The following is a 24,615-nucleotide window of genomic DNA, read 5'->3' on the forward strand; positions in this document are numbered from 1 at the left end:
TTAAAGGATAATACCACCTCCCACGACATCTGTGCCTTCGTAGAGAACGGCACTTTGTCCGGGGGTGATGGAATCCATTCCCTCGTGAAATTCCACCCGCAGCAGGTTGTCCTCGTGATAAACGGAGGCTTGTGCGCCTCGGTTCCGGTAACGGATTTTAGCGTTGACCTCGAAGCCGTCGGGGAGGGAGGCGTATTTCATGAGGTTGATGTCCTTTGCCCGGAAGCTTTTGCCTGTCAGTTCCTCGCGGGTGCCGAGCACGACTTCGTTTTTCTTCGGGTCGATCGCTACCACGAACATGGGATGCCCCAGGGCGATTCCCAACCCCTTGCGTTGCCCGATGGTGTAATTGGGAAACCCGCGATGTTCACCCAGGAGTTTGCCGGAGGTGTCTACAAATAATCCCGGACCGTATGTTTCGGCAAAGTTCTCCACGTTCTCGGCGAGGAAGGTTCGGTAATCGTTATCCGGGATAAAGCATATTTCCTGGCTTTCGGTTTTCTTGGATAACTTCTCGTGTCCCTTGTCGAGGGCGATTTTCCGGACTTCGGTTTTTGTCAGTTCTCCCAGGGGAAATAGGGTACGGGCGAGATTCTCCTGCGTCAGAGTCCATAGAAAGTAAGTTTGGTCTTTCGTTTCGTCCACGCCCTTGCGGAGGAAATAGCGTCCGTCCTGTTGCCCGATACGGGCGTAATGCCCGGTAGCGATATAGTCGCAACCGAGTTCGTCTGCCATTTCGATCAACTTGCCCCACTTGATCGTGGAATTGCAGAGGACGCAAGGGTTTGGTGTATGCCCTTGCAGGTACTCGTCGATGAAATTGCGAATCACCAAATCTTTGAAATCCTGGCGAATATCTAAAATATGGTGTTCAAAGCCCATTTGTTGCGCCATGTGTTTTGCCTCGAAGATCGCGTTCACGCTGCAACATCCCTTCTCTTTCTCCATGCAGGCTTGCGAGATCTGATCGTACACCCGGTAAGTTACCCCAACCAACTCGTACCCTTGATCTTGTAACAACATAGCGGCAACCGTACTGTCTATCCCGCCACTCATCGCCATTAGAACTTTCATATTTTAGATTTTTCAATTATTTACTCATGAATCTTGCTTCGCTATGGTAATCATCTTTCTCGATGTCGATGTCGGGTTCGGTGAGTTCGCCGGAACCGGATAGGGTAAACTTCAAGTATTTGATCTTTTTCCCCCGCGATAACCATTGCTGTTCGTAGAAGGTTTTGATCCCAAGAATCTTGTCATCCAGCCCCATCCCGTAAAGGTCGTCCGTGTTGACGAACGCGGTCAAGTGGTTCTGGCGGATGAGTGCGTCCGTGTATCGGTACAGGAAAGGGCTGTCCGTTTTAAGATGGATAACGCCGTCTTCCGTCAACATCTTTTTGTAGAGCGAGAGAAAGCGTGTTCCCGTGAGGCGCTTGCGAGCCTTCGCCATTTGTGGGTCGGGAAAGGTAATCCATATCTCGGATATTTCCCCCGGGGCGAATACCGATTCAAGCATTTCGGCATGGGTTCGCAGGAACGCCACGTTCTTCATCCCCTTTTCTTGAGCAATCTTGGCTCCCGTCCACATCCGGGCGCCTTTGATGTCCAAACCGATAAAGTTCTTTTCCGGGTAGAGTTCTCCCAATCCCACGGAGTATTCGCCTTTACCGCATCCTACTTCCAACACGATCGGGTGACCGTTGCCAAACACTTGCTCCCCCCATTTGCCTTTTAGCTTGTAATCCGTGCGGAAAACCTCGTCATGCTTGGGTTGAAACACGTTGTCGAGTGTTTCCATTTCTGCAAATTTTGCCAGCTTATTCTTCGCCATTAATTTTATATAATGAGAGTTTAATTCCTATGTTTTTTATTCCTTTCAGTTCTTTTTCTTTCATCCGATGGCTTATTTCTACCGTGTAGATCCCCGTGGAATCCAAGTGGAGCACTTGATCGGAAGGATGTACTATGGTTTTTAGTCCACCTAGCCCTTGCCCGAGCCATTCTCCGTTTTCATTTGCCAAGATAATATCCGGATTCATCTTGACGGTCATCAAACCGGGATGTGAAACCGTGAGGTGGCAACTTAAATTATGTTGTTTATAATCCGTCGTGTGGCGGACGCAGGTACTTACCACGTAGGTTCCCGGTTGCGTGATGTTGAATTCGAACTTGTAATTACTGTCCCTGTTCCAAGTTTCACGGGCGATGGATTTGTAAATTCCCGGGTTGGGGGAGATATTACAAGCCATGCAGCACGATAGGAGGAATAGGGTGTAAATACAACGTTTCTTTTTCATATCGTATTTCTGTCGTTATTGCTCGTTTTTCAGTAATGTTTCGAGTTCCGCGATGATCATTGCCGTGGCTCCCCAAATAAAGTGATTTCCAATTTTATAGCCCGGGGCAACAATCTGTTGATCGTGCCGATAGAGCGAACGTGATGTTTTATTCTTGTCATCAAGTAAATCATTTAATGGGATGAGTATCACTTCCTCGACTTCATCTTTCGAGAGCGCAAAATTAGGCATTTTCGGAATAGTTCCAATAAAGGGCGTTATATTAAAGTTACTTAACGGGATGTACACGTCACTCAGGCTTCCGATAATCGTGATTTCTTCCGTTTCCACGCCTATTTCCTCGTGGCATTCCCGCAAAGCTGCACCACGGGCGTTCTCGTCTTCCGATTCTACTTTCCCTCCAGGCAAGGCGATTTGTCCCCCGTGATATTTTCCCCCGGGTGTACGTTGTATGAAAGGAATTAACCATTCCTCTTGGTATGGAATTAGAAGCAGGAGCACGGCGCTGTTTACCGGGGAATGATGATGTATTCCCTCCACTCCCTTCACGTAATGAGGTTCGGGAGTCATGAGTGCGTGAGCCGCCGCCCCGGGCAGCTCACGCTTTAAAATCTTTTGTATCGTTTCAATTGTCACAGTGTCACTCGATGGTTAAGTTTTGTACCGTGTTCAACACCCTCAATATATTATCCCCCCACAGTTTATGCAATTCTTCCGGCGTGTAGCCTTGGCGCAGGAGTTCCACGGTAAGGTTGATGATCTCGTTGGCGGCACGGCAGCCAATCAGTTTTTCCGTGTCGTCGCCGTCGAAGTCCGTGCCGATGCCCACATGGTCGATGCCCACGAGGCGGACGATGTGGTTGATATGAGCCACGGCGTCCAGGATGGTTGGGTTCGGTTGTTTACTCAGGAACCAGTTGTACAGGCATACTTGCACCACACCCCCTTTGGCGGCAATGGCTCGTATCTGGTCATCCGTCAGGTTGCGGGGATGGTCACATAGCGCTCTTGCCGACGAGTGGGAGGCGATAATCGGGGCTTTGCTGATTTCCAACACGTCCTGCACGGTCTTCGCGTTGGCGTGTGAAATATCCACGATGATACCCAAGCGGTTCATCTCTTTCACCACTTCCCGCCCGAAGTTGCTCAGCCCGTCATGTTCCGGTTCGCCCTTCGCAGAGTCGCATATATCGTTGCTGCCGTTGTGGCACAGGGTGATGTACGTGATTCCCATGTCTTTGAACATAGAGAGATTGGCAATATCTTTCCCGATGGCGTACCCGTTCTCGATGGCGAGGAAGATGGCTTTCTTCCCGGCGTTTTTCAGGTAGAGCAAATCGTCCACGTTGTAAGCGATGCCTACTTGTGATTGGTTTTGCTTCACTTGTTCCGTGATCTGGTACAGGATGTCGATTGCCTTTTGTGTCGCGGCTCGCGATGCGTTCTCGTCCCGGCCCTCTTGATGAAGGTAGGCTACCATGAAAACGGCATCTTCCCTGCCTTCCTGCATCTTGGGGAGGTCGACTTTCACCTCCTCGTGGCGTTGACCGAAGTTGAATCCCGGCGTGAATTTCATGGGTGTATCGCAGTGGGAGTCGACGATCAGGCTATTCCGGTGAATCTCTTTCGCCTTTTTAAATAGAGTCGCCTCGTTCACGAGATAGTTAAACAACTTCATCATCTGTTCGTCGGGGCGTACCGCCATTTTTTCCGGGTGCCATTGCACGCTGAAGATACGGTGTCCCGGCATTCCTTCCATCGCCTCGATGATCCCGTCGGCGGAAGTTGCCGTGACCCGGAATCCGGGGGCGATCTCTTTGATCGCCTGGTGATGGTAGGAGTTGACCGTGATGGCATCTTCCCCGATCACGGAATAGAGCGTTGAGTTCTTCACGATATTTACCCGGTGCGAGCCGAACTCCCGGCTGATCGTCTGGCTGTGCTTCAGGGGCGGTTGCCCGTGTTGCGTGTAAATATCCTGGTAATTCGTGCCCCCGAACGCCATATTGATGATCTGGTGTCCGCGGCATATCCCGAAGATCGGTATCTGGCGGTCGGCTGCCAGTTTTACCAGTGTCAGGTCGAATTGATCTCTTGCCGCGTCCACGTCCTTCAACGCGGGAATAGGGTCTTCATTCCCGTACAGGGGATTGATGTCCCCGCCTCCCGTGAGCATTAGCCCGTCGAGGGTGTCTATCGTGGCCCGTAATGTTTCAATGTCATTATGCACGGGTATGAGCACGGGAATGCCTCCCGCTTGTAGGATGGATATCACGTACGAGTGTTCGATGCAGGAGTTCCCGTTCTCGAAATTTGCCGTGATGCCGATAACGGGTGCGTGCCCCTGTGTCTGGCGATCATCGATCGCCTGGTATAAGGTATCCAGATTTGCCGGATAAATAATATTATTCATGGAAATACAAGTTAAAAATGTTGCTATAAATTTGAATAATAGCATTATAAATCTAAAGTTATAAATTATGAATCAAGAGTCATGGGAACTTCAGTTCTCCCCCGTCGGGTCGCACGATAAGTTCCACGTTTGCGCCAAGTATCAGCGGGTAATTGCCTCGCGCATGTCCTGACGGGAGCCCGAAACAAACCGGGTAAGTGTAATTTCTCACCGTCTCGTGGATGATGCGGTATACTTTTTCCCGGAATTCGGGCGTGCTGTTCCGACCGAATTCCCCGACCACGAGTCCTGCCAGGTGTTGGAACTTGCCTGCGTATTTCATGCAGCGGATACTCCGGTCGATCTGGTAAATATCGTCTGACGGGTCTTCGAGAAACAGGATCGTCCCCCGTGTGTTATGTTCGATTCGCATGTCGTGCAGGCTGTGCACCCACGTCAGCATCCCCCCGATAAGTTCCGCTTCCGCCAGTCCTATCCGGTTGAGCGGGTGTGCGTCCGTGGCATACGTGGACACGATGCCGAACAGGAAATTCCGCAATTGGGTCAAGGCTTCGGGTGCTGTCTCTTGCAAGTTTGAAGGCATGGGTGCGTGAAGACTTTCGATGCCTAACGAGTGTAGTTTCGAGTGCAACACCGTGATATCGTTCATCCCGATTACCCATTTGGGGTTTCCTTGAAAAACGGAATAATCGACATCTTCAATGATGCGGAGGATGCCGTAATCTCCCGCCATGCACCAGATAGCCCTTGTGTCCTCTGCATCGAGGGCTGTTTGTAAATCCGTCAGGCGTTCCGTGTCGGTACCCGCCATTCTCCCGTGTTGCGCTAGCACGTGTTCTCCCGACACGGGAACCAATCCCCACGAGGTAAGCAAAGCCGTCGCAGCATCCTGTTGTTCTTTTGTCGCGATGCCCGAGGGGGAAACAAGCGCCACCTTATCCCCCGGTTGCAGGTATATAGGTCGTAACATATAGCGATAATTTGTTTTATTGTACGAAGGTACGCTTTTAATTTGAAAATGCGATATACTTTGTTGATAGAATTGCTTGCGGCGGACTTATAGGGGACTTCTCCCACTCTTACGGGGGACTTCTCTACCAATAAGAATAATACTAAAGTAGTTATAATATATTGTTATTCTATTTTAATAGAATGGCAATAGAACAACAATAGAATAACAATAGCATAATAGTTAGAGAAAGCATGGAGAAAATACGGGGAAGAATGCCATGATTTAGCGGGAACTCTCGTTGCATAATTTTCTTAAAATGATTACTTTTGCCTCCGTTCCGAAATCGGGCTGCCACATAGGGTGACTCCTGTTCGGGGCTTGATTAAACAGACGATTATGAAACAGAAATTACTTTCCTTGTTCCTCCTTGTATGGGCGGTTATCCTGTCTGGATGTGAAACAAAGGATGAGGTTCGTGGTGTTTTCCCTGATGCGCCGGACTATGTGCAAGCCGAAGCGTGGTTTGACGGCGGGCACTCTGCAGGAAAGGACTATGACGTATTCTACATCGTTCCCACCTGCGTGTTCGACCAAGTGGACGAGAACGGCGACACGTGCCACTACATGGACATCCGCAACGAGTTGCACCGCCTTGCGGTGGACAGTCCTTTGCGGCTGGCAAAAGGCATCTTTGCTGACGAAGCTAACTTCTTTGCCCCTTACTACCGGCAAATCACCATCGAGTCGTGGATGAAAAGCGACACCGTCATCGAATCGCGCTTCCGCCTTGCCTACGAGGACATCGTATCCGCTTTCCGTTATTACACGGAACATCTGAACGAGGGGCGCCCCTTCATCCTTGCCGGACACAGCCAAGGCGGGAAGGCGGTTATCGAATTGCTGAAACGGGAGATGGACGATGAATTGTATGCACGTATGATAGCCGCCTATCCGCTGGGTTATCCAGTGGAAGACAGCGACGTGTCGCCCTATTTGCTCCCCGCTGCCGATGCTTCGGGCACGGGCGTATTCGTCACCTTCAACTCCGTTTCTGCCCCTGACCGCTTGCCGCCTTTGCTCGCCGGAAGCCGCGCTGCTATCAACCCGCTAAATTGGCGTACCGATGACACGCCTGCTACAAAGGAAGACCATCTTGGGAGCGTGTTCATAAAGACTGACGGCAGCATCTCTTCCGAGCAGGCGCACGTTATTGGCGCGTGCCTCGACAAGGAAACGAAAGCCTTGGTCGTATCTGGGGTCAATCCGGAGGAGTACTATACGCCTTCGCTTGCCGGACTATTCCCCGTGGGGAACTACCATGTGGTGGAACTGAATTTTTTTTACCGAAACTTGCAGCAGAACGTGAAACTGCGGGCGGCAACTTTTTTCCAGCAGGAAAAAGGCGGGGACAGATAACACGCGAGACTTGAGATTAAGCGTGCCGGTTTTAACGTGATGTTCGCGATATTTTTATTAACTTCGCGACTTCATGGAGTGTAAAAGTTTTTTCCTTTTGGCTTTATGAATTTTATGAACGTTATAACTTTACAAACTCTAAATAATATATGAGCAAGTTCAAGAGAAATTTGGTTACCACGGCTTTGCCTTACGCGAATGGACCCGTGCATATCGGACATTTGGCGGGTGTTTACGTGCCTGCTGATATTTACGTGAGATATTTGAGGAAGAAAGGTGAGGATGTGGCATTTATCGGGGGATCGGATGAACATGGAGTGCCGATCACGATTAAGGCTCAAAAAGAGGGGGTAACCCCGCAGGATATTGTCGATCGTTATCACAAGATCATAAAAGATTCTTTTGAGGAATTGGGTATCTCTTTCGATATATATTCCCGCACGAGTTCCAAGACGCATCACGAGTTGTCGTCCGCGTTTTTCAAGAAACTCTATGATGCCGGAAAATTTATCGAGAAGACTTCCATGCAGTTCTACGACGAGAAGGCGGGACAATTCCTTGCCGACCGTTATATCATAGGGACTTGCCCTCATTGCGGCAACGAACGGGCGTACGGAGACCAGTGCGAGGCTTGCGGGACGAGCCTGAACGCTACCGACTTGATCAACCCGGTGTCCGCTATCACGGGAAACAAACCCGAGTTGAAAGAAACGAAACACTGGTATCTCCCCTTGGATCAATACGAGAGTTGGTTGAAAGAATGGATTTTAGAGGTGCACAAGGAGTGGAAACCGAACGTTTACGGGCAATGTAAATCGTGGTTGGATAGCGGTTTGCAACCTCGTGCGGTGACCCGCGATTTGGATTGGGGCGTACCCGTGCCGATCGAGGGAGCCGAGGGAAAAGTGCTCTACGTGTGGTTCGATGCCCCCATCGGGTATATTTCTGCCACGAAAGATCTTACTCCGGAATGGGAAAAGTACTGGAAAGACCCGGAAACCCGCATGATCCATTTTATCGGTAAGGATAATATCGTGTTCCATTGCATCATTTTCCCGGCGATGTTGAAAGCCGAGGGGTCTTATATATTGCCGGACAACGTGCCCGCCAACGAGTTCCTGAATTTGGAAGGGGATAAGATTTCTACATCCCGCAACTGGGCGGTGTGGTTGCACGAGTATCTGGTGGATTTCAAGGGCAAACAGGATGTGTTGCGCTACGTGCTGACAGCCAACGCTCCGGAAACCAAGGATAACGATTTCACGTGGAAGGATTTCCAAACCCGCAATAATAGCGAGTTGGTAGCGATCTACGGTAATTTTATCAACCGTACTTTGGTGCTGACGCAGAAGTATTTTAATAATCTGGTACCGGAACGGGGCGAGTTGACGGATTACGACGAGGAGGTGCTTGCCGAGATTCCGCAAATCATCGGGCGTGTGGAGAAGAGCCTGGATACGTTCCACTTCCGCGATGCTTTGAAAGAAGCCATGAATCTTGCTCGTTTGGGGAATAAATATCTTGCCGACACTGAACCCTGGAAAGTCATCAAGACAGACGAGGGACGAGTGAAGACGATACTAAATATCTGTTTGCAGATTTCAGCTAATCTTTCCACTTTGATGGAACCGTTTATGCCGTTCTCTTCTCAAAAGTTGCGTGAGTTTATGAATATCGGCGTGATCGAGTGGGATAAGATGGGCGACGGCGTGATCGCGGCAGGACACGAGCTGGGGCAAGCCGGGTTGTTGTTCGAGAAGATCGAGGACGATGTGATCCAGGCACAGGTCGATAAATTGCTTGCCACGAAGAAAGCGAACGAGATGGCTGCAGCCGTGGCTGCCCCCGCGAAGGAGAATATCAACTACGATGATTTCATGAAGATGGATATCCGCGTGGGCAAGATCATCGCTGCCGAGAAAGTGGCTAAGACGAAAAAGTTGATGAAGTTGACCGTCGATACGGGTATCGACCAGCGGACGATTGTTTCGGGTATTGCCGAGCATTACACGCCCGAAGAGGTGATCGGGCGACAAGTCAGCGTGTTGGTCAATTTGGAACCTAAACCGTTGAAAGGCATCGTGTCGCAGGGAATGATTCTTATGGCGGAGAATGTCGACGGCTCTCTTTCTTTCGTTACTCCCGATAAAGAGGTGAAACCGGGATCGGAAATACGGTAACGGGGAAGTGGAAATATAGAATATTGCGTGTAGCGGACAACCGGGAGTTGTCCGCTACATTTTTTTGTTCCGGTTCGTTTTTTTTGCTTGACCGATTTGTTATAAAATTTCAGGATGTGGTGGCGAATTAGGATTTTGTTAACTACGGTGGCAGGAATGGGGAAGAACCTGTATCTATTGATTATCAGTGTTAATCGCGTGGAATTGTAATTCTTAAAAAATAGTTGTCATTTTTCAGCCTAACAAATATTTAACCTTACCTCAACTAAAGTATAACAGTAATAATCTCATTTTCATTAAGTAATGCCTTACCTTTGTATCGAAAGAAAAAGCAAAAGCCAATATGGCAAGAATGAATAAGAATAATAATTAAAAAAATAATGATATGAAAAAGTATATTGTATTAGTTTGCATCGGAATGTTAGCATTGTTTGTAGGCGGTATCAGTTTAGCAAAAACCCAGACCAACGGTATCGAGTGTGCTTATGCCGGGCAAGAGAATCTTAATGCAAATTCAAGAATTGTCAAAGTACAAAAAGTGGGAAAAGACACGATCTTCGGACCCGTTAGTCTTCCCGAGGTGATTGTAAACACGAAGAAAAAAGCTTAACAGCTTTTGGAAGAAATAGAAAGATTGAAAACGAGGCTTCGAATAAGCCTCGTTTTTTTGTTGTCTGATATTTATTTTGGATTGACGAAATAATCATTATTTTTGTATCTAAATAATAGATTACGAACCGGATGCAGGCTATAGACATACAATCGGAGGAGTTTTTAGAAAGTTTAAGGCTTGGAAAGCAAGAGGCTTTTCAAGTTTTATTTGAGGCTTTCCACAAACCCTTGTGTTTTTTTGCGGCTCGTGTTGTTAGGGACGGGGAGGAGGCGGAAGATATTGTGCAAGAGGTATTCCTTTCTTTCTGGAAGATGGAGCGGGATGGTTTCCCGAACATCAAGACGATAAAGACTTTCTTTTATAATAGCGTGCAGAACCGTTGCTTGAATTACTTGCGGGATTTGGAGATACGCGATCGGAATTACCGTAATTTGAACCGGGAGGAATTGGATGAGGATTATTTCCTTTGCCAACAAATCCGAGCCGAGGTTATCGCGGAGTTGTTCGAAGCGATTGACGAATTGCCGGAGAAAAGCAAGGAGATATTCAAAAAGTCTTATATCGACGGACAAGAGGATAAAAAGATTGCCGAGGAGTTGGGAATTTCTTTGAACACGATCAAGACCCAGAAGCAACGGGCAAAATCTTATCTGCGGGTTCGCCTGGGCGATTTGTTCGTTTACGTCGGGATGTTCTTTCCCGGTTTCTAAAAATTGGTTGTTGGTATTTATTTTTTTTGTCGCCTTGTCACCCATTTGTCGAATGAGTGTGTTTCAGGTGTAAAGTAAAGAAGATTTTATGAAGCAACGGAAAGAAATACACGATTTGATAGCGGCATCCCTGAGAGATGAACTCTCGGGGGAGGAATTGGACGTGCTTCGGGAGTGGATGGCTGAGAACGAGCACCATCGTCGGTTGGTGGAGGATTTGCGGGATGAAAAGATGCTGAGGGATGATGTCCGGTTATTTGCTTCTTTTGACACGGGAAAATGCTGGGAACGGTTGGCGGCAGAGATGGGGCAACGGGAGGTGAAGAAGCGAAGTCTGTTGAGGAAGTGGATCGCTTATGCCGCGGCTGCCGTGGTGTTACTGGTGGCGGGTGCGATTTGGTACTTGCAACCGAAGGAGGAAGGGGTGAAAATAGCCGAAGTGGCACCTGTCACGATTAATCCCGGGGAAACACAGGCGGTGCTGGTTCTGGAAGACGGGAACGTGTTGCCCTTGAAGGGGATGAAAGACACGACAATCCTGATCGGGGAACGGGAGAGGTTGACGATAGATGAAAGCGGTAATTTGAAATACCAATTAACCGGGAATTCTCAAATGCCGTCATTTCATACCCTGCGGGTGCCGAGAGGAGGGGAGTACAAGATCGTGTTGGACGATGGGACGGAGGTATGGATGAATAGTGCTTCCGAGTTACGTTACCCGGCTCATTTTACCGGAGATATGCGGAAGGTGGAACTGGTAGGAGAGGCATATTTCCACGTGGCTCATGACCGTGAACATCCTTTCGTGGTGGTTACGCGGGGCGTGGATGTGCGGGTGCTGGGAACTTCGTTCAACGTGTCGGCATACCCGGACGAGAGTGCGGTGACAACAACCCTGGTTGAGGGGAGCGTGGAATTGGACGCGGAGGAGTTGGGGCAAGCTGTCAGGTTGTCGCCCGGAGAGCAGGGTGTGTGGGAAAACCGCCGCATGGATGTACGGCAGGTGAATACTAAATTGTACACTTCTTGGATTAAAGATCGCTTCTCGTTCGAGAGCGAAGGGTTGGAAACCGTGCTGCGGCGTCTTGCCCGCTGGTATAATGTTGATTTCCGAATCGAGAATCCGGAAATGAAGGAGAAGTTTTTCTCGGGTACGATCCCGAAATACGAGGATGTTTCCAAAGTGTTGAAGGTTATGGAAATGACGACTAATATTTCTTTTGAAGTAAAGGATAGTGTAGTGATAATACAATGAAAAAACACGAGAGGCGCTACGAACACCTTTCGTGTATCATGTAAATTGATTCTGTAAAACAATTTAACTCAACAAAGTTATGAAAAAAAAATCAAACTTGTGGGTCTGGGATAACCATGTCCTGCGAAAAATGTTATTGGTTATGAAGATTTATTTTTGTTTGCTGTTATGTACCATGTTATCGGTTTCGGCAATGAGTTATTCTCAAAACACGAAACTGACGATGGAGAAGAAGTCGGAAAATTTACTTTCTGTTCTGAAGGAATTGGGACGGGTGAGTGATTACGAGTTTTTCTACAATGATAACGAGGTGAATCGTTACAACGTGAGTTTCTCCGTGAAGGAGGCAAGCGTGGAGGCGATATTGGAAGAAATTTTGAAGGGAACACCGTTATCCTATCGGGTGGTTGACAACGTGATCGTGATTACACCTCAAGTAAAAGAGGATGCACCGAAAAAAGTCGTGATCACGGGAACCGTGAAGGAGAAAGGCGGGGATATATTGCCGGGGGTAACCGTTATGCTGAAAGGAACGACTATCGGCACGGCAACGGATGCCTCGGGAAAATTCCGTTTGGAGTTGCCTAAGAGGGACACGGTCGTGTTGTCGTTTTCTTTTATCGGGATGAAGTCCCGGGAGGTGAAAGTGGGTAAAGAGACGGAACTGATTGTATTCATGGAGCCGGACGTGGAGGAAATGGGCGAAGTGGTCTGTACGGGTTACCAGACGTTGAAAAAAGTGAATACGACGGGGTCGTTTTCCACGATTTCTCCGCAGGCGATCGAATTGCGGGGAAGTGCCGGGCTGAATCGATTGTTGGAAGGACAGGTTCCCGGTTTGACAATTTACAATAACGACGTGCGTATCCGGGGTGGTAGCACGATTTCCGAGAAAGTGGGTACCAAACCGTTGTATATCGTGGACGGGTTCGAGGTGGACGAGTTGCCGGAGAACATGGATCTCGTGGAGCGAATTACCGTGTTGAAAGATGCCGCTGCTGCCGCGATATGGGGTACGCGTGCGGCGAACGGTGTGATCGTGATCGAGATGAAAAAAGGGGCTATCGGTCAGAGCAAGTTGTCTTATTCCGGGAACGTGAATTTGATGATGAAGCCGGATTTCGGCGACCTGAACCGGGCGGACTCGAAGACGGTTGTGGATTATGATCTGGAGGTGTTTGACAAAGAATTGATATTTGGAGGAATATACCAAGGTAGTTCAAGCGGCTATTCGCCTTCGTACGGTTTGATTTTTGATTACGAGAGCGGTAAGATCAGTCGGGATGAACTGGAGGAGAAATTGGCGGCATTGGGAAAGATCTCTAACAAGAAACAGATCGAGGATAAGTTGTTGCGCACGGCTGTAAGACACAATCACACGTTGGCTTTGAGCGGAGGAAGTGAGAAATTCTCGTATTTCTTGTCAGGAAGTTATACCGGGGAGAATTCCGTGTACAAGGATGGAAGCGATAAACAGACGATCAATATTTTGTCCAAGAACAGTTACTCGGTGGCGCCGAGGGTGAAGGTGCGAGCCGATATTAACGCGGTGTACGGTAAGGAAAATTTAGGATATGACGTGGCAAGCGAGGTCAGTTCCATTCTGCCTTATCAACTGCTGGTGGACGAGTCGGGCAACCGGGTGAAGGATTATACCAAATTTAATATAGAAACAAATCAGGATTTGATGGAGCAAGGCTATAAAGATTACGGTTTTAATATATTGGATGAGGTGGATTTGGCGAATAACAAGACAAGTAAATTCAGTTTGCGGACGAAGTTGGGGGTTGACGTTACAATCCTCGACGGTTTGCAGGTAAACGTGGATTACCAGTACGAGCGTACGCATAGCAAGAATAAAAATTTGCAGGATCTAGAGTCGTATTATGTCCGGGATCGGTTGAATTATATGACAAACGTGGAGGACGGGAAGATCGTGAATCATTTGCCGATGGGTGATATTTTAGACGTGATGAACACGGATTTGACCGCTCATGCGTTGAAAATCGGGGGCTTGCTGAACCGTAGTTTTGGTAAAGAAGGCGAGCATTACGTGAATGTTGTCGGGGGATTTGAATTGCGCAAGCACACGAATGAATCGAACAAGTATCGTAAATTAGGTTATGATGATGATTTATTGACTTACCAATTATATGATGAACAAGAGCTTGCCAAAAACGGGATCGTGAGCTGGGAAGGGGAGTCCAGGCGACATCGGTATGACGCCAGTTCTTATAATAAATTCTCGTTCATGGACAACCGGGAGGTGTCGTATTACGGGTCGGCGGTTTACACGTATGATTTGCGTTATTCGTTAAGTGCCACTTTCCGTATCGATGAATCCAATTTGTTCGGGTCGGCGAAGAAATACCGTCGCAATCCGCTGTGGTCGGTCGGATTGAGCTGGAACGTGCAGGAGGAGAATTTCTTTCAATCCAAGGTGATCAATCGATTGGTACCCCGCGTTACTTACGGGTTGACGGGTAATTTTGACCGTAGTGGTTCTTCCACTCCGTTGTTGAGCGTGAGCCGGAGTTTCAATAGTGCGATAGGAGCCTATATGTCGCGTGTTTCCAATGCTCCCAACCCGAAGTTGAGGTGGGAACGCACGAAAACGTTGAACGTGGGAGTGGAAATCGGGTTATTCGATCGTCTTGCCATGACGTTGGAATATTACAACAAGCGCAGTTACGATTTGTTGGGAAAAGTGCAGATTGACCCGACTCTCGGTTTTAAAGAAGGTAGTATTAATGCCGCAGATATGCGTAACACGGGTTTCGAGATGCAGTTGAATGCGGAAGCCTTGAGGTTGAAAGATTTCAGTTGGCACGTGAATTTTGTGTTCGGTTATAACAAGAATAAGATCACGAAGAATAATATTGCGGACGGTGACCCGGATTATAATCGTACGCACGGGGTTATAAAATTCACGGAAGGGTATGCGCGTGAAGCGTTGTGGAGTTATCGTTGGGCTGGGTTGGATGAAAACGGTAATCCGCAAACATACGATGCGGACGGGAATAAGACCCGCACGCCCGTGGCAGAGTCCATCGAGTGTAACGGGACTTATCGCCCGAAATATAGCGGAAGTCTTTCGACGGATTTCAAGTACAAGAATTTGACGTTGATGTTTTCTTTTATTTACAATTTCGGTCATGTGTTCCGTATCGCTTACCCGACGATGAACCCGTTGGATAATAGTGATTTGAGTGCATTTGTCGGTAAGCGCTGGATGAAGCCGGGCGATGAAGCGAAAACGGACATTCCGGCAACGCTGACTTGGGAGTATTTTGATGGAGATCGTGAAAAATTAACGACTTATTCGTCCAATAGTGTTCGAAAGGGAGATTTTATCCGGTTGCGCGAGATTACATTGAATTATGAATTACCGCAACAATTGGTAAAAAAATCACCGTTTTCCCGGGTAAGTTTAACGGCGCAAGCGAACACGGTGTGGATGTGGACGAAGAATAAGGAAGGTTTTGACCCGGAGGCGGTAGATCCTATTCACGGCACGCTGGGATTGAGCGAGGCGCCATCGTTTACGTTTGGTTTGAGAGTGGAATTTTAATTTGCTAAATTAGGATGTTATGAAAAAGATATATAGTATAGTTTTAGCGGTTATTTTGTTGTATGGATGTGATTCGTTTTTGGATGTGACACCCAAGGAAAAGTTGTTGCCGGAGAAGGTGCAGGATTTCGAGGAGTTGATAGGAGATTCGCATAATATCGGAGGGGCTTATCCCTTGGCAGATATATGTAGTGATTTGATTTTCATGACGGAAGAACGGCTGACCGGAAATATAATGTCAGATCAGGGAAAGGCTTATACCTGGCAAGAGGAATTTTATAGAGATGAGGAAGATGACGCAACGTGGAATAATGCTTACGAGATTATTTATACTTGTAATTTGGTGTTGCAAGAAACACCGGGCGCCACGGGCGGTTCGGATGCCGACAAGGCGCGGGTGATGGCGGAAGCACGGGTAAACCGGGCGTACTATTACTGGTATTTGCATTCGTGTTATGCGCCAGCCTACGACCCGGAAACAGCGGGAACGGATTTGAGCGTGCCGTTGGTGTTGGAACCGGATTTGGAGGTGAAAGTGAAGCGGGCAACTTCCGATAAGGTGGTGGCTCGGATATTGGAGGATTTGAAAGACGTGGCGTTGGATTTGCCGGAGGAAGGCATTTCGGTTTACCATCTTCCCCGGGTGGCGGCATACGCTTTGGCGGCACGCGTGAACTTGTATTTCGGGAATTATGACGCGGCGTTGGAGAACGCAGAAGAGGCGTTGAAATTGAATAGCAAGTTGGTGGATTATAATACGTTCAGTTTTAAAAATGAGACAAAACCTTCCAGCGGGATAAATAATCGCCCGGTTGCGATGGAGTCACCCGAGATGTTGATGTATCGTTCCTCCGGTTTTCAGACGATGCTTACATCTTGCTGTATGTCACCGGAGTTGCTCGCTATTTTCGATCGGGAAGCGGATTTACGTTACAAGTTTAATTTCACGTCATTGGACGGGTTCGGGAAGCCGATAGATGAACCTTATCCTCTGTTTTTGCAAGAATTAGATTTTAATATCGGTGTGCCGGAGATGATGTTGATCAAGGCGGAGTGCCTTGCCCGGAAGAAAAGTCAGGAGGCATTGTCCGTGTTGAACACCTTGCGAGCCAAGCGTTTTGTCGAGGGGAGCGATTATGAATTGAAAAATGTTGAGGCGGATCGCCTGTTGGAGGTGGTGCTGGAGGAGCGGCAAAGGGAACTGGTGTATGCCGGGTTGCGGTTCTTTGACATGAAACGGTTGGCGAAAGAGGGTATATACACCCGGACGCTTACCCGCCAGTTCAAAGAAACCACTTACACGTTGGAACCTAACTCCAACCGGTATATGTTCCCGATAGCGGCTAAAGTACGATTACTAAATAACAGTATCGAGCAAAATCCGAGATAATTACTTTTTATTTTTGCCCGAGTAAACGATTCTCGGGCAAGAATGTAATAAAAACAGAAAGATATGAGAAAAGGAATAGTATTGTTTGTATGTGCGTTTGTGTTTTTGCCGATTCTGTTATTCGGCATGGAAAAACGAGTGAGAGTATCGGGAAAAATTGCGGGGCTTGCCGGACGGGAAGTGGTGTTGCTGGATTCGGATTACCGAACAGAACTGGCAAGGGTAAAGGGAAATGGAGATCGTTTCGACATGAGGGTCAGCGTGGAAGTCGGGGATGCCCGTCCTTATTATATTTACGTGCCGGATTTAGGGGATTTAGGTCCTTCGATGGTGATCCCGACGATGTATTTATATATAGACACGGAACATACCCGGGTGGAGGCGAAAATCGAGCAAGGAAGTTTGAAAAGAGAAAAGATAAAGGGTTCATCCGCGATGGCGGAGTACGAGGGGTTGTTGGCGAAAAATCCGTGTGAGAAAGAGTTGGATGTTGCGGGAAAGGCATATAACGAGGCGTTCAACGAGTACAATATGGTGAACCAGACCGAGGAGAATTTGCGTGTGTTGAAACGGGCAAGTGATCGGCTTGATTCTTTATATCGAGCTCGAGCCGAGGCTTTTTTGGCGATGATACCCCAGAATCGGACTAGCAAGATGCTGGCGGTTATTGTACATGAGAATTACCGGGAGGCTCCCGTGGAACAGTTAGAGCAGATCGTGAGTCAATTCGACACTAGTATCCGGGATTGCTATCCGCTTCGGATGATGATGGAAAGAATAGCTCGCGTAAAGGCGGCAGCAGTGGGAAGTGTGGCACCGGAATTCGAGTTGAAGGATTTGAATGGTAATTTGGTGAAGTTATCTTCGCTGCGGGGAAAGTATGTCTTGATTGATTTTTGGGCTTCCTGGTGCGGACCTTGTCGCAAGGAAATCCCGAACGTGAAGAACGTGTACGAGTCATTTGGCGATAAAGGGTTGGTCGTGATCGGGTTATCCGTGGATAATTCGGAAAAAGCATGGCGCAAAGCGGTGGAAGAAGAGCAAGTGGATTACTTGCAGTTGCATGATTCGGATGGCATTATGTGGAAGTTATACGATTTTGACGGGATACCTTTTATGATTTTAATATCCCCGGAGGGGGTTATCTTGGAGAGGGGATTGAGAGGTGCGTATGTTCGGAAAAATGTGGAGAGGTATTTGTTGGGAGAGCGGTATGCCTCGATTAAAAGGGATTTGGACGAAATGGACGAACTGTATAATAGAGAAGCTGCGGGGTATTGCGAGATAGAGGATGTGTTGAAAAAGGCAGAGATTTCGGAGAAGATGGGGCGAGAATACCAGAAGAGAACGGATTTCTTTTTGAATGGCTTGAAGCAATTGGAAGGCAGTCAATTGGGGTTAGAGTTATTGGACGAGAATTTATTTCGTTTGGAACACGATTATGATACTTTTGCCCTGGCGCTTCAAGCGTTGGGAGATAGGTTACCCGAATCCGAGTTGAGAACTAAAATACAGAACAAGTTCGAGGAGTTGAAAGCGGAACAGCTGATCGGCGAGGCTCCGGATTTTGAACTGACCGATGCCCGCGGGAAAAAGGTTCGTTTGTCCTCGTTCCGGGGAAAGGAAGTATTGTTGGATTTCTGGGCGTCGTGGTGTGCACCTTGCCGGAGCAAGAATAAAGAGTTGAACAAGCATTACAAGGAGTTGAAGAAAAAAGGGGTCGAAGTTATTTCTGTTTCATTGGATAACGATAAGAAAAAATGGTTGGAAGCAGTGAAGCAGGATAAGATTTCGTGGATACAATTGGCGGATTTGAACGGGTTTGAAAAAAGTGATGTGAAGAAGGTTTATAAAGTGAAGGCTGTCCCGACCGTTTACTGGATCGGTGCGGACGGGATGATTAAGGCGAAGAACCCGAAACTGGAGGATTTATTGAGGTAGAATCGGGTGTGTGAAAAATGACCGGGAGGACAGAATGTTTCTTCCGGTCATTTTTGTTTGTAGAACAAGACTGTAAAAAAATCAATGAATGCTATGAAATGCTGTTTTTATCACTATCTTCGCTTCCTAGTTGACGCTATGTAGTGAGGTGTTAAAGTGTTGTGCTACAAATTAGTAATTCATAGAAGAAAAATTTATGCGTAACGTATTGTTGAAGGTGTTAGGTGGGCTTGTTTGTTTATTTTGTACATCATGGGAAGTTATGGCAGAGGGGGTAATCAAGGGTAGAATCTTGGATGCGGAAACTCGTCAGGCGCTCGCGGGTGCTACTGTTTACGCGGAAGGTATTTCCGGTGGTACTGTAGCAGATACGACCGGATATTTTGAACTTAAATTGAAAAAAGAGGGAAAAGTCATGTTGCGATTCCGGTGTGTCGGTTATGTCGAGGTAAACAAGGAGGTCGTGGTGAGTAGTAAAGAGGTTCATTTAGGAGTGGTCGAGATGGTGCCGGAGGTGATCGGGCTGTCGGACGTGGTCGTGAGAGGAGCGTTGGCAATAGACCGGAAGACTCCGGTAGCGTTGTCCGTGATAACAGCTTCGGATATTGAGAATAAATTATCGACACAGGAGTTCCCCGAGATATTGAAAGGCACGCCGAGCGTGTACGTCACGAAGGATGGCGGAGCTTTTGGCGACGGGCGTATCAATCTTCGGGGATTCGAAACGGAAAATATAGCCGTGATGGTGAACGGTGTGCCCGTGAACGAGATGGAGTGGGGGGGCATTTATTGGTCTAACTGGTCGGGGTTGTCAGACGTGACCCGCGTGATACAAGTGCAGCGGGGATTGGGTGCTTCCAAAGTATCCGTGCCGTCTGTCGGAGGTTCTATCAATATCGTGACGAACTCGACCAACGTGAAGAGCGGGGCTTCTGTCGCTTATAGCGTGGGAAATGACGGGTACAACAAAGTAGCGTTCAGTGCCTCCACCGGGTTGAGCGAGAAGGGTTGGGCAATGTCTATTCTCGGGTCGAGAACTTGGGGTGACGGGTATATACAAGGAACCGATTTCGTGGCTTATTCTTATTTTATTAATATTTCCAAGAAGCTGGGCGAGAATCACGAGTTGTCTTTGACAGCGCTTGGTGCTCCCCAGTGGCACAACCAGCGGAATAGAAATGATAAGATGACCATAAAGGCTTGGAAGGAATTGGATGATACCCGATTCAATCCCTCTTATGGTTTTGCAACCCGGGACGGAAAGAATGTACGGAAAGTGTCAGCTTATAATAAATACCATAAACCGCAAGTTTCTTTGAATCACCTTTGGCAGATCAACGAGAAGTCAAGCCTTTCGAACGTGCTTTACATGTCTTTGGGTCGAGGCGGCGGTTATGGCGGACGGACGAACAATGCAAAGCATAAATACGACTGGTTCGGTACTTCTAACGGGGCACCCACGAGGACGGAGTTCAGAAGGTCGGATGGCACTTTTAATTATGATGCTGTTTATAACGTGAATAGCGCGAGTGTTACCGGTTCGGAGATGATTATGGCAATGAGTAAGAATGAGCATAATTGGTACGGGCTGATTTCTACTTACACGACGAAAGTGGGACAGTATTTTGACGTGTATGGAGGTATTGATTTACGTTATTACAAGGGAAAGCATTATAATGAAATCGTGGATTTGTATGGAGGAAGGTATTTCATTGACGATAGTCGGATGAAGGTGAAATACAAAGCTGATGATTACCTTTGGCAGAACGAGGAATTGAAAAAAGGAGATATCGTTTACCGGAACTATGACGGGTATATGCTTCAAGAGGGATTCTTCGCGCAAGGAGAGTACAATCGGGATGCATTGAGCGTGTTTGTTGCCGGATCGCTTTCAAATATAACTTATTGGCGAGAAGACCATTTCTATTATCCTAAAGATGAGGCAAAATCGGATAAAGAAAATTTCTTGGGTTACACTGTTAAAGGAGGAGCTAATTATAATTTGACGGAGAATCATAATGTATTCGCGAATATCGGGTATTTTTCCCGTGCCCCTTATATGCAGGGCGGGGTGTTCTTGCAACAAGATGTAAGTAATGAAACGAATCCGGATGCCGTGAACGAGAAAGTATTTACTTTTGAGTTGGGATACGGGTATCGTTCCGTCTGGCTGGATGCTAACGTGAATTTGTACCGCACGGCATGGACGGATAAAACTATGGCGAATTTCTTTGAAATGAACGGGTATCGTATGCGAGTGAACCTGACTGGATTGGATGCATTGCATCAGGGGATCGAGTTGGATTTCGTGTTACGTCCGGTAAAAGACTTGAAGATTACCGGAATGTTCTCTATCGGTGATTGGCATTGGAACGGCAATGGTAAAGGCTATGCTTATAATTCGTCCGGCAGACCGGTGGATAAGGAGGGCAATGAGGTGAGCGAGATCGGGGGAAAGGATCATGCCTTGAATATCATAAATTTGAAGGATGTGCGGGTGGGTAATTCCGCGCAGACGACTTTTGCCCTAGGGGGACAATACCAATTCCTGAAAGGATTTCACGTGGGCGTGGACTATTCCCATTTCGCTAGAAACTACGCTAAGTTTACTCCCTCCTTGGGATATAATCTGGGTGCCGAGAATACTTACGAGTCCCCTTGGAGGATGCCCGCTTACGGCGTGCTCGATGCGAACGTCAGCTACCGTTTCCCGGTGGGAAAACTTTTCGGGGTGATGATTTCCGGTAACCTGAATAATGTTTTGGATAAGGAGTATATTGCCGACGCCGAGGATGGTAAAGGACATGATGAAGCATCCGCGAAAGTTTTCTACGGTTTCGGGCGTACTTTTTCGCTGAGATTGAAAATTACATTTTAAGACAATAAAGTCGTAAGACCCATAAAGTCTATAAGGTCATGAAGCGTGATGTAAAATAATTTTATAATTTTGCGGGCTTTAATGATCTTATAGACTTTATTTAATATAGACAATTATGATGAGTTTGTTGCAGCGTTTTCGGGTGTATTTGCGCCAGATACTTGATCCGTCGGAAGAGCAAGAACGGGAGGAAGATACCGTAGAATCGATACGAAAAGGGATAGAGTTCCGGGGGACGAATTTGTGGGTGTTGATATTCGCCACGTTTATTGCTTCCCTGGGGTTGAACACGAACTCCACGGCGGTGATTATCGGAGCCATGTTGATTTCGCCCTTGATGGGTCCGATTATGGGAATCGGGTTAGGCGTGGGGATCAATGACTTCGAGTTGATCAAGAAGGCGTTCCGCAATCTGATGATTGCCACTATATTCAGCGTGTTGACCTCTACCCTGTATTTTCTGTTATCTCCATTGAACGAGGCTCGTTCGGAATTGCTGGCACGTACGACTCCCACGATATACGACGTGTTGATCGCTTTTTTTGGCGGGATGGCGGGAATTGTGGCTTCCGCCACGAAATTGAAGGGCAACGTGATCCCGGGAGTGGCTATTGCCACGGCATTGATGCCTCCCCTGTGTACGGCGGGTTTCGGGTTGGCTAGTGGTAACCTGAGTTATTTCTTCGGGGCTTTCTACTTGTTCACGATCAACTCGGTATTCATCGCGGTTGCCACCACTTTAGGTGTCCGTTTGATGCATTTCTCGAAAAAGAAATTCATGGATAAGGAACGGGAGAAAAAAGTGCATCGTATCGTGTACACGATCATTTTTCTCACGATGGTTCCCAGCGTGTATATCACTTATAACATGGTGAAAACGAATATATTCGAGATGAGTGCCAGCCGGTTTATAAAGAATGAATTCAATTTCCCGGGCACTTTGGTTGTCGATAAAATCGTCAAGGCGGAACAACCGGATCGTTGTATCGAAGTGTCTTTGATCGGTAAAGAGATTTCGGAAGACGTGATCGTTTCCTTGAAGGAAAAGATGTTGCAATACGGTTTGGGCGATATTCCTTTGCTGGTTCATCAAGGATTCGGAAAAGAGGATGTCGGTCTGCAAAATGACGTGAGCAATATGCTGTTGCAGGATTATTATATGCAAAACAAGCAGCGGATAGCTTCACAGGAGAAGGAAATCGTGCAATTGCGTTCCCGTTTGGAGTCTTACCTGTTGTATGACACGATCGGGCGGCAGATAAGCCCGGAGATAAAGATTCTTTATCCCTCGGTGAAGAATATCGCAATCTCGAAAGTGATCCGTAGCGCGGTGGATTCAGCCCGTGTCGATACGCTGACCATTGCTATCGTGTCTTTAGAGAAGCCTTTGGCGATCAGGGAAGAAGAGCAATTGACGTCATGGTTGACCGCGCGGGTTGGCGTTAAATCCTTGAAGCTAATCAAGGAGTAATATGTTGAGGATCGTTATTCGGGTTATTCCCGGTGAGGATAGGGAGAAATAAGGCTTAGAACGGGGAACAATTTTGGTACATCTTCGGAACAACTTCGGTGCAAAGTCCTTCGGGAGCGTAGTTGTTCCAAGGATAATTCGCGAGTAAAACGATAAAAACACCTTATTTCTCGCTTGTTTGTACCTGTATACCCTGGGTATTGTTCCCGAGGTTGACAGGACTTTATTTTAAAGCGGGAATCTTGATGTATTTCACGGCAATGAAACCGGGAATCGTGCAAAGCATGATCCAGAGGAAAAAGTTTTGGTATCCCACGAGTTCCTGTATGTAGCCGGAAATCATCCCCGGAAGCATCATGCCCAGAGCCATGAAACCCGTGCAAATGGCGTAATGGGCGGTCTGTTGTTGTCCCTTGCTGAAAAGCATCATGAAGTAGGTGAGGGCGGTAAACCCGAACCCGTAGCCGAACTGCTCGACGGCGACACAGGAGGATATGAGCCACATGGCTGAGGGGCGGGCGAATGCCAGGTACACGTACACGAGATTGGGGAGGTTCATGGCGATTGTCATGCCCCATATCCAATGTTTCAATCCGTTTTTTGCCATGACAATGCCACCGAGGATGCCTCCCACGGTGAGGGCTATCAACCCGACCACGCCGTATATGGTGCCGACTTGCATGGTGTCTAAGCCCAGTCCGCCTACTTCCGGGTGGTCTAACAGGAAGGGAGAGGCTATTTTCACGAGTTGCGATTCTGCAAAGCGAAATAACAGGATGAATGCTAGGGCGGCGATGATATCTTCCTTTTGGAAAAAGGTGATGAAGGTTTCAAAGAAGGCTTTCAGCGGGTTGCCGTTTTTCACGGGCACGTCGTTTGCGGGTTTGGGAAGCATGAACTGATGATACAGAAAGAGCAAGACAAAGAGTGCCGCCAACAGGTAGAAGGTGAGCGACCATGCCCGGAGAACTGCAATTTCCTCGGGAAGTCTGGTGGAGTAGGTCTTCTCGAGCCACCCGGCGAACATGACGATAAGTCCTTGCCCGGTGAGCATGGCAATACGGTACGCCGTGTTGCGGATTCCCACGAAAAAGGCTTGTTTCTTCGTGTCCAGCCCGAGCATATAAAAGCCGTCGGCGGCGATGTCATGCGTGGCGGAACTGAAAGCGAGAAGCCACATGAAAGCCAAGGCATAGCGGAATGCATGAGGTCCCGGCAAGGTAAGAGCCACTCCGGCAAGTCCGCCCCCGATGAGGAGTTGCATGGATATTACCCACCAGCGTTTCGTCTTTGCAATGTCGACCAGTGGACTCCACAAGGGTTTGATGACCCACGGGAGATAGAGCCAGCTAGTGTAAAGGGCAATATCGGTATTGTTTATCCCCAGGCGTTTGAACATGATGACCGCGAGAGTCATGACTACAACGTAGGGAAGTCCCTGGGCGAAGTATAACGTGGGGATCCACGACCAACCGGAGGAAGAGATCGAACGATTGGGCGATTGCCGATTATGTGATTTGGTTGTCAT

17 protein-coding genes are annotated in these 24,615 nt (G+C 47.8%); 10 read left to right on the forward strand and 7 right to left on the reverse strand.

The window, feature by feature from the left end; all coding sequences use genetic code 11:
• From mnmA to A3CY_RS21015, 6 genes are all read right to left on the reverse strand, one after another.
• On the reverse strand, nucleotides 1-1,074 hold the full coding sequence (gene mnmA, locus A3CY_RS0112790) for a tRNA 2-thiouridine(34) synthase MnmA (RefSeq protein WP_026207626.1): 1,074 nt from the start codon (nucleotides 1,072-1,074) through the stop codon (nucleotides 1-3).
• A gap of 16 nt (nucleotides 1,075-1,090) precedes the next feature.
• Nucleotides 1,091-1,831: a tRNA (guanosine(46)-N7)-methyltransferase TrmB gene (trmB, locus tag A3CY_RS0112795; protein WP_018338320.1), complete on the reverse strand. Its 741-nt coding sequence runs from the start codon at nucleotides 1,829-1,831 to the stop codon at nucleotides 1,091-1,093.
• Nucleotides 1,818-2,297, reverse strand: a complete 480-nt coding sequence (locus A3CY_RS22110) for a gliding motility lipoprotein GldH (RefSeq protein WP_018338321.1) — start codon at nucleotides 2,295-2,297, stop codon at nucleotides 1,818-1,820. The genes trmB and A3CY_RS22110 overlap by 14 nt, the downstream gene beginning before the upstream one ends.
• 15 nt (nucleotides 2,298-2,312) lie before the next feature.
• Nucleotides 2,313-2,933, reverse strand: a complete 621-nt coding sequence (locus A3CY_RS0112805; RefSeq protein ID WP_018338322.1) for an NUDIX hydrolase — start codon at nucleotides 2,931-2,933, stop codon at nucleotides 2,313-2,315.
• Between the two features lie 4 nt (nucleotides 2,934-2,937).
• Entirely contained in the window at nucleotides 2,938-4,710 is a 1,773-nt protein-coding gene (locus tag A3CY_RS0112810) for a gamma-glutamyl-gamma-aminobutyrate hydrolase family protein (protein ID WP_018338323.1), read from the reverse strand.
• 79 nt (nucleotides 4,711-4,789) lie between these two features.
• The gene (locus A3CY_RS21015; protein ID WP_018338324.1) at nucleotides 4,790-5,680 is read right to left on the reverse strand and encodes a S66 peptidase family protein; all 891 of its coding nucleotides are present in this window, start codon (nucleotides 5,678-5,680) and stop codon (nucleotides 4,790-4,792) included.
• 342 nt (nucleotides 5,681-6,022) lie between these two features.
• Here A3CY_RS21015 and A3CY_RS21020 point away from each other — a divergent pair, with 342 nt between their 5' ends.
• The 10 genes from A3CY_RS21020 to A3CY_RS0112865 all read left to right on the forward strand — a co-directional run bounded on the left by A3CY_RS21020 (nucleotide 6,023) and on the right by A3CY_RS0112865 (nucleotide 23,087).
• Nucleotides 6,023-7,078, forward strand: coding sequence for a DUF3089 domain-containing protein (locus tag A3CY_RS21020; RefSeq protein WP_148375243.1), 1,056 nt, complete (start codon nucleotides 6,023-6,025; stop codon nucleotides 7,076-7,078).
• Between the two features lie 149 nt (nucleotides 7,079-7,227).
• The gene (gene metG / locus A3CY_RS0112825; RefSeq protein ID WP_018338326.1) at nucleotides 7,228-9,258 is read left to right on the forward strand and encodes a methionine--tRNA ligase; all 2,031 of its coding nucleotides are present in this window, start codon (nucleotides 7,228-7,230) and stop codon (nucleotides 9,256-9,258) included.
• 385 nt (nucleotides 9,259-9,643) lie between these two features.
• A complete protein-coding gene (locus A3CY_RS0112830; protein ID WP_018338327.1) occupies nucleotides 9,644-9,868 on the forward strand; it encodes a hypothetical protein in 225 nt (74 codons plus the stop codon).
• 131 nt (nucleotides 9,869-9,999) lie between these two features.
• Nucleotides 10,000-10,581, forward strand: coding sequence for an RNA polymerase sigma-70 factor (locus A3CY_RS0112835; protein ID WP_018338328.1), 582 nt, complete (start codon nucleotides 10,000-10,002; stop codon nucleotides 10,579-10,581).
• Between the two features lie 88 nt (nucleotides 10,582-10,669).
• The gene (locus A3CY_RS21025) at nucleotides 10,670-11,836 is read left to right on the forward strand and encodes a FecR family protein (RefSeq protein WP_018338329.1); all 1,167 of its coding nucleotides are present in this window, start codon (nucleotides 10,670-10,672) and stop codon (nucleotides 11,834-11,836) included.
• Nucleotides 11,837-11,978: 142 nt separating this feature from the next.
• A complete protein-coding gene (locus tag A3CY_RS0112845; protein WP_040371776.1) occupies nucleotides 11,979-15,407 on the forward strand; it encodes a SusC/RagA family TonB-linked outer membrane protein in 3,429 nt (1,142 codons plus the stop codon).
• Nucleotides 15,408-15,426: 19 nt separating this feature from the next.
• Nucleotides 15,427-16,797: a RagB/SusD family nutrient uptake outer membrane protein gene (locus tag A3CY_RS0112850; protein ID WP_026207628.1), complete on the forward strand. Its 1,371-nt coding sequence runs from the start codon at nucleotides 15,427-15,429 to the stop codon at nucleotides 16,795-16,797.
• A gap of 63 nt (nucleotides 16,798-16,860) precedes the next feature.
• Nucleotides 16,861-18,738: a peroxiredoxin family protein gene (locus A3CY_RS22115; RefSeq protein WP_018338332.1), complete on the forward strand. Its 1,878-nt coding sequence runs from the start codon at nucleotides 16,861-16,863 to the stop codon at nucleotides 18,736-18,738.
• Between the two features lie 196 nt (nucleotides 18,739-18,934).
• Nucleotides 18,935-21,616: a TonB-dependent receptor gene (locus tag A3CY_RS0112860; RefSeq protein WP_018338333.1), complete on the forward strand. Its 2,682-nt coding sequence runs from the start codon at nucleotides 18,935-18,937 to the stop codon at nucleotides 21,614-21,616.
• 115 nt (nucleotides 21,617-21,731) lie between these two features.
• Nucleotides 21,732-23,087: a TIGR00341 family protein gene (locus A3CY_RS0112865; protein WP_018338334.1), complete on the forward strand. Its 1,356-nt coding sequence runs from the start codon at nucleotides 21,732-21,734 to the stop codon at nucleotides 23,085-23,087.
• 223 nt (nucleotides 23,088-23,310) lie between these two features.
• On the opposite strand, the gene A3CY_RS0112870 is transcribed toward A3CY_RS0112865, so the two are convergent.
• Nucleotides 23,311-24,615 (reverse strand): MFS transporter, encoded by a 1,305-nt coding sequence (locus A3CY_RS0112870; RefSeq protein ID WP_051082728.1) that lies wholly within the window; start codon nucleotides 24,613-24,615, stop codon nucleotides 23,311-23,313.

This window comes from Butyricimonas synergistica DSM 23225 (assembly GCF_000379665.1).
Classification (GTDB): domain Bacteria; phylum Bacteroidota; class Bacteroidia; order Bacteroidales; family Marinifilaceae; genus Butyricimonas; species Butyricimonas synergistica.